Consider the following 465-nt stretch of genomic DNA (forward strand, 5'->3'; position numbering starts at 1 on the left):
AGGCTGATGTTTTCGCCGCGCACGATATGGCCGAGGAACTGCGTGACCACGCGCGACGAACCTTCCTTCGGCGTGTAGATCGAGTCGAGGCCGGGGCCGATCCAGTTGAACGGACGGAACAGCGTGAAGTTCAGGCCTTCCATGCCGTAGCCCCAGATCACGCGGTCCATCAGCTGCTTCGAGCACGCGTAGATCCAGCGCGGCTTGTTGATCGGGCCGTAGGTGAGGGCGGACTCGTCCGGGTCGAACTGCTCGTCCGAGCACATGCCATAGACTTCCGACGTGGACGGGAAGACGAGATGCTTGCCGTACTTCACGGCCGAACGGACGATAGGCAGGTTCGCCTCGAAGTCCAGCTCGAACACGCGCAGCGGCTGCTTCACGTACGTAGCGGGCGTGGCGATCGCGACCAGCGGCAGGATCACGTCGCATTTCTTCACGTGATACTCGACCCACTCCTTGTTG

General features: G+C 61.9%; 1 protein-coding gene. It reads right to left on the reverse strand.

The genetic code is table 11. From position 1 onward, the window contains the following. Positions 1-425 (reverse strand): bifunctional UDP-4-keto-pentose/UDP-xylose synthase (locus tag GR197_RS31415; RefSeq protein ID WP_348643316.1); only part of this gene is annotated, 425 nt, incomplete at its 3' end. Positions 426-465: the final 40 nt, after the last annotated feature.

The sequence above is a fragment of the Rhizobium phaseoli genome, assembly GCF_010668805.1.
GTDB lineage: Bacteria > Pseudomonadota > Alphaproteobacteria > Rhizobiales > Rhizobiaceae > Rhizobium > Rhizobium phaseoli_A.